Source organism: Microcoleus sp. Pol12B4 (assembly GCF_036701385.1).
Classification (GTDB): domain Bacteria; phylum Cyanobacteriota; class Cyanobacteriia; order Cyanobacteriales; family Microcoleaceae; genus Microcoleus.
This window is the reverse complement of record NZ_JAUBQR010000318.1, coordinates 1-5179: the sequence shown is the minus strand read 5'-3', so window position 1 is coordinate 5179 and position 5179 is coordinate 1. Positions and strand designations below refer to the sequence as shown.

The 5179-nt window shown below is 43.4% G+C and carries 6 protein-coding genes; 3 read left to right on the top strand and 3 right to left on the bottom strand.

The genetic code is table 11. The features are described from left to right. Positions 1-266 precede the first annotated feature (266 nt). Positions 267-1463 (bottom strand): CapA family protein, encoded by a 1197-nt coding sequence (locus tag QUA38_RS27145; RefSeq protein WP_333167375.1) that lies wholly within the window; start codon positions 1461-1463, stop codon positions 267-269. Between the two features lie 63 nt (positions 1464-1526). On the opposite strand from QUA38_RS27145, the gene QUA38_RS27140 reads away from it, so the two are divergent. From QUA38_RS27140 to QUA38_RS27130, 3 genes are all read left to right on the top strand, one after another. Beyond that, positions 1527-2504 (top strand): hypothetical protein, encoded by a 978-nt coding sequence (locus tag QUA38_RS27140; protein WP_333167373.1) that lies wholly within the window; start codon positions 1527-1529, stop codon positions 2502-2504. Positions 2505-2582: 78 nt separating this feature from the next. Continuing rightward, positions 2583-3017: a Uma2 family endonuclease gene (locus tag QUA38_RS27135; RefSeq protein ID WP_333167371.1), complete on the top strand. Its 435-nt coding sequence runs from the start codon at positions 2583-2585 to the stop codon at positions 3015-3017. Beyond that, positions 2987-3139 carry a hypothetical protein gene (locus QUA38_RS27130; protein ID WP_333167370.1) on the top strand — a complete coding sequence of 51 codons (153 nt, stop codon included), beginning with the start codon at positions 2987-2989 and terminating at the stop codon, positions 3137-3139. Before QUA38_RS27135 ends, QUA38_RS27130 begins: the two co-directional genes overlap by 31 nt. Before the next feature lie 117 nt (positions 3140-3256). Here the strand turns inward: QUA38_RS27130 and QUA38_RS27125 are convergent, their stop codons facing one another. Together QUA38_RS27125 and QUA38_RS27120 are read right to left on the bottom strand one after the other, a co-directional pair. Beyond that, positions 3257-3652: an SH3 domain-containing protein gene (locus QUA38_RS27125; protein ID WP_172188714.1), complete on the bottom strand. Its 396-nt coding sequence runs from the start codon at positions 3650-3652 to the stop codon at positions 3257-3259. An 81-nt stretch (positions 3653-3733) separates the two neighbouring features. After that, on the bottom strand, positions 3734-5179 hold a 1446-nt coding region (locus QUA38_RS27120), incomplete at its 5' end, for an N-acetylmuramoyl-L-alanine amidase (protein ID WP_333167367.1).

The window sequence follows — 5179 nt, the reverse complement described above, 5'->3', positions numbered from 1 at the left end:
AGTAGTGGTTTCCTCAATTTTTTCTTGGTAGTTTACTTTCATATAACTATCCTTAAACTCTCATAGTATTGTAGCATTATTTTGGAGAAATGGTATAAGTTTTATACCCAAAACCTCAATAAAACCTGAGCATAATTGCTGATTGACAAATGGTTCCCTAGCTTAAGTTTTTATCTTAGCAATGGGCACTGCCTGGGAATACAAATCCCTCGGCTAGGCTTCCAATTCCAACAACTCATGCCCCATTCCCAATTTTTACTGCCAAATTATTTGGATTGTTTCTGACTATTCAAAGAGTTAAGATGATTGTTCATATCCTGCAAGTATTTTGATAAAATTGGGTACTGTGCAGTTGCTAGCAGTGCATCTTTTTTCTGGCTGACAGTTGTTTCTAAGGGCAAAACGCGATAGTTCGTTTTATTGTTCAAAGTATAGCGGTGAACCAAAGTTGGAATGGTTTGGATGCTGGTAACTTCTGTGCTTTTTTCGGGAAATGTTTTGCGAATATTTACTTGTAAAATTACGCCTAAATCGGTATATTTTTTATTCTGACCAGAAATGAAATTTCCCATTGAATAAATTGCTACAGCTTTGCGGGTTTTGCCATTTTTACCGGGAAAGTTAAAAATTTTGTAAGGTTGGACGACGTGGGGATGGCTGCCGAGAATGATGTCTGCACCAGCTTTTAATAGGTTTTCCACTAATTGTTTTTGCCGAGTATTTGGCTGTCGCTCATATTCATTGCCAAAATGCAGGGAAATTGCGATAATGTCTGCTCCTTGTTTTCGGGCTTTAGCAATGTCTTTGACTATCTTTTTTTCGTCGATTAGGGAAACTAAGTAATCTTTGCCTTTGGGTATGGGAATGCCGTTTGTGCCGTATGTGTAGGCTAGTATGGCTAGTGAAATGTTGTTTTTGGTGCTGATTAAAGTGCGATCGCCCGCAGCTTTCGATTCGGCTGTTCCTGTTGAAGCAATTTTACGATCGCTCAGATTGGCGATCGTCCTAATTACCCCTTTTTCTCCACGGTCTAAAGCATGATTGTTTGCAGTTGTCAAGATATTAAATCCGGCTTTTTTAGCCGCATCCGCTAATTGAGCCGGTGCGTTAAATAGGGGATATCCTGTATATCCGCCGGCATCTTCGCCCGCTAAAGGTGTTTCGAGATTTCCGATGACCCAATCGCCTGTTGACAGGATACTTTTAACTGGTGCGAAGAAAGTGTCAAAATTGTATGTTTTCTTTTTGGCGTCGTAGCCCGATCGCGTTTGGGTACTGTGCATCATGATGTCGCCGACAGCAATTAGTTTTGCTTCTTCGATCACAGACTTTGGTTTGGCGGGAACAGGTGTTGCAATTGGCGATCGGCTTTCTGTAGGCTGTGTGTTGGTTTGTGGCGTTTGGATATTGCAGCCTGCGATCGAAAGCATGGCAATTACCGAAAGCAACCGACTAAAATTCATGATTTTTGAGAGTAATTTTTCGGCTTATATGGTATCATAACTAAATTAGTTACGGCTAAATAGATGAAAAAAAACTATCTACTTATTGCCTTTATTGTTTTTGTATTAATTACAAGTTTTGGTGTTTTAACTTACGCTCAAACTTCGGGCGATAGGCCTTTTGAATTTGCCTTGATTGGCGATTTGCCCTACAGTGCGGAACAGGAAGCAGAATTTCCAAGTTTGATTGCAGATATCAATCGATCGCCCGCAGCGTTTGTCGTCCACGACGGCGACATTAAAAACGGTTCTAGTGTCTGCGATGATGCAACTTTTCTCAGCCGCAAGCAGCTATTTGAAAATTTTGAAATCCCATTTATTCTAGTTTATGGTGACAATGAATGGACGGATTGTCACCGTTCAAATAACGGCAGTTACGATCCAGTAGAAAGACTTGCTAAACTGCGGGAAATATTTAGCAACGGTAATCAAAGTTTGGGAAAGCGCACCTTAACTCTCACCCGTCAAAGCGAAAACCCGCAGTTTGCTAAATACCGCGAAAATGTCCGCTGGATTTATCATGGCATTGTATTTTTTGCGATTAATATGCCGGGAAGCAACAACAATTTTGGCCGCACTCCCGAGGCAGATGCAGAATATGCCGATCGCAATTCAGCTAACTTAGCCTGGATCGAAGAATGTTTTGCTTTAGCCAAACGCAGCAACAGCAAAGGAATTCTGTTAGTTGCACAGGCCAATCCGGGATTTGAACTCGATTCGACGGACAAAAGAAGAAGTGGCTACAACGATTTTATAGCAACTCTGGAAACAGAAACAGGCAATTTCCCAGGGCAGGTTGTATTCGTCCACGGTGATACTCACTATTTCCGCATCGATAAGCCTTTACCCTATTTTACCGATGAGACTCAACTACCGAGAATGAAAAATTTTACTAGAGTTGAAACTTTTGGTTCTCCCAACGTGCATTGGTTACGGGCTTTTTATGACCCTACAAATCGTAATTTGTTTGAATTTAAACAGCAGATTGTTCCGCAAAATTAGGGATGTAACACAAATTTTAGGCAAGCAAAATATTTTTTTTGCTTACACTGAAGATAGGTATAATTGAGAAATTTATTTATGGAAATCGCAACTGGGCTCATGACCCTTAAAGAATTTCTGAAACTGCCAGAAACCAAACCGGCCAGCGAATACATTGAGGGAGAGATTATCCCAAAACCGCTGCCGAAAATAAAGCACAGCCGATTGCAATCTAAAGCCTGCAACGAAATTAATCAGGTGACGGAAACTCCAAAGATAGCTTATGCTTTTCCAGAGTTGCGGTGTACGTTTGGCGGTCGCTCGATTGTTCCAGATATTGCGGTACTATTATGGGAACAGATTCAATTTGATGACAGCGGCGAACCAGTGGATGATGTGCGAATTGCGCCGTATTGGGCGATCGAAATCCTGTCGCCACAACAAAGCTCAAATCGCGTAACGAGAAAAATTATTCACTGTCTTCAACATAATTGTCAGTTGGGATGGCTAATCGATCCAGACGATCGATTTTAGCATTTTTGCCCAACCAACAACCGCAATTCTGCGAAGGTAGCGATGTCCTTCCTGTGCCCGAAATGATTCCCCTGAATATTACTGCCGAACAGGTGTTTAGCTGGTTGAGAATGCAACAATGAATCAGGGCGATCGTCTTTTTTGTACCAATTTTAAAAATCTCCCGGTTGGGTTTGTAGTGAGGAATGCAAGTCATCATCAAAACTCAGGAATGAAATCCTTACTACAAACCAAATCCCCTATTGCCGCCACCTGTCAAATTGGTCTTCGGAACAGCCATTAATAAATTGATTGTTCACCCAACCGTCAAGGATTGTAAAAGTTTCATTAGGAGGATTTCCTGAAAATCTGGCCGCAATTTTCACCCAATTACCTTGTCTGCTGACAGCCCTAACTCCGTCTCCTCTTTTGAGTTTAGCTACAACCGGGTACTTATTGCCTGGGCCTTTGCGAATGTTAACAGCGCCACCTTCACCTGTAATAAACGAGCAATGAGTTTGCTTTTTTAAAGCTTCTGCTTTTGCGGGAGCGAGGCTTTGCTGCTTGCCGAAAACAGGAAAGCTGTAAAGTGAGAAGCTAAAACTTGCAACGACGGCTGCAATAAAAAAGGCTTTTGATTGAGTAAAAATTAGCATTATTTCATTTCCTTGGATTGACCGAACTGAAGTCCTGAGTGTGAATTTTTTGAGAAGGACTTCAGCCGTTACTACTAACTGTTATTTGACAGAGGCAAACCATTCGGTAACACCTTGAGCGATCGCCTCGGCTAATTTCTTCTGTTCTGTCGGATTCACAATCCATTCAATCTCTTCGGGATTGATCAGAAATCCCAATTCCATTAAAACAGATGGAGTAACGGCAGGACGAGTCATGGCTAAGTTGTTCCAGAATACACCATAGCTCGGACGGTTCAACTTGGCAACTAAATAATTGTGCAAAAACATTGCCAAACTGTGCGCTTGCGGGTGAAACCAGAAAGCGCCGACGCCTTTAGTCTTAATCGCATCCCCGTTATCCGGCAAAGCATTGTAGTGAATTGAAATTGCGATCGCAGGTTCTTCTTTTTGAATCATTTCCACCCTCGGTGGCAAATCCAAATCGACATCTTCTACCCGCGTCATGAGCACATTCGCGCCCCGATTTACCAATTCCTGTTGCACCAATTTCGACACCGTTAAAGCTACTGTTTTTTCCCTAATTCCCACTGGACTCACAGCACCTCCATCCTCCGGCCCGCCGTGTCCAGGATCGATGAGAATCTTAATTCCCGATAAGGGTTTTGCTTGCGAATTCGGCATCATGCTTGTCTTCGCCGGCGGGTGTTTTAAAGACAGCACTAAAGTTGTGCCGTCGTATCTCAGCTTATAGCCCCACTGCTGGGCAGATTTGAGATTAAAAGTGTATTGTACTTGCAGCGGCGAGATTTGTTGCCATACCAAACGTGAAATTACCGGGTCATCAGAGACGCGAATAATGTCAGTTTGAGCGGTGGTATTGTATAGCGTTAAAGTAAAAGTGCCTTCTCCTTCCTGCACAGTGACTGGGACTGGTGTTTCTAAGGGGAATAAGACTTCTGTCCAGCCGGAAACTTGACGCGAGCTGGCGCTGCGAATAATCGATCGCGGAGGCACAGAATCCTGGACAATTCGCACTTCCGAGGCTTTAATCCAAGCACCGTAATCGAGTCTGAGCCATTCTCCCTCGCGCCCGATAATTGTTGCTCGCGTTCCCTTCGGCAGCGGTGTCATCCGAGAAAAATCTGTACTCGCTCCAGTTCTGGCGACACCAGGATCTGCTGTTACTTCGGCTATTTCTAAGTCAGCCGGAGAAAGAATAGAAATCTTGCCAGTACCCTGTTGGCTGATAGTTTTATCATTCATTGTTAGCTCAAACGATGGCACGCCTAAATCAACAGTTTCTCCCTTAGATGAGAGGGCGTTCTCAGGGGTTTTACCGCAGCCTTGATACTGTTGGCTGCCGCCTTTTTTGATCGGGGAATTTGCGCCTAACAGTACAGATGCGTTGTCGGGTAGTTCGACTTGCGATCGCGCTTTTAAAGGAATAGTAATGCCCGCCAATTTTACCGAAACTTGAGCATTCGCAGGTGCGATCGCCCCAAAGCAAATATATTCCCCCGGCAAACTCGCCACATCGACTTTCGG

Bases quoted from the DNA above. Each gene is read 5' to 3' on its own strand.
- QUA38_RS27145 (WP_333167375.1), bottom strand. From the start codon at position 1,463: ATGAATTTTAGTCGGTTGCTTTCGGTAATTGCCATGCTTTCGATCGCA.
- QUA38_RS27140 (WP_333167373.1), top strand. From the start codon at position 1,527: ATGAAAAAAAACTATCTACTTATTGCCTTTATTGTTTTTGTATTAATT.
- QUA38_RS27135 (WP_333167371.1), top strand. From the start codon at position 2,583: ATGGAAATCGCAACTGGGCTCATGACCCTTAAAGAATTTCTGAAACTG.
- QUA38_RS27130 (WP_333167370.1), top strand. From the start codon at position 2,987: ATGGCTAATCGATCCAGACGATCGATTTTAGCATTTTTGCCCAACCAA.
- QUA38_RS27125 (WP_172188714.1), bottom strand. From the start codon at position 3,652: ATGCTAATTTTTACTCAATCAAAAGCCTTTTTTATTGCAGCCGTCGTT.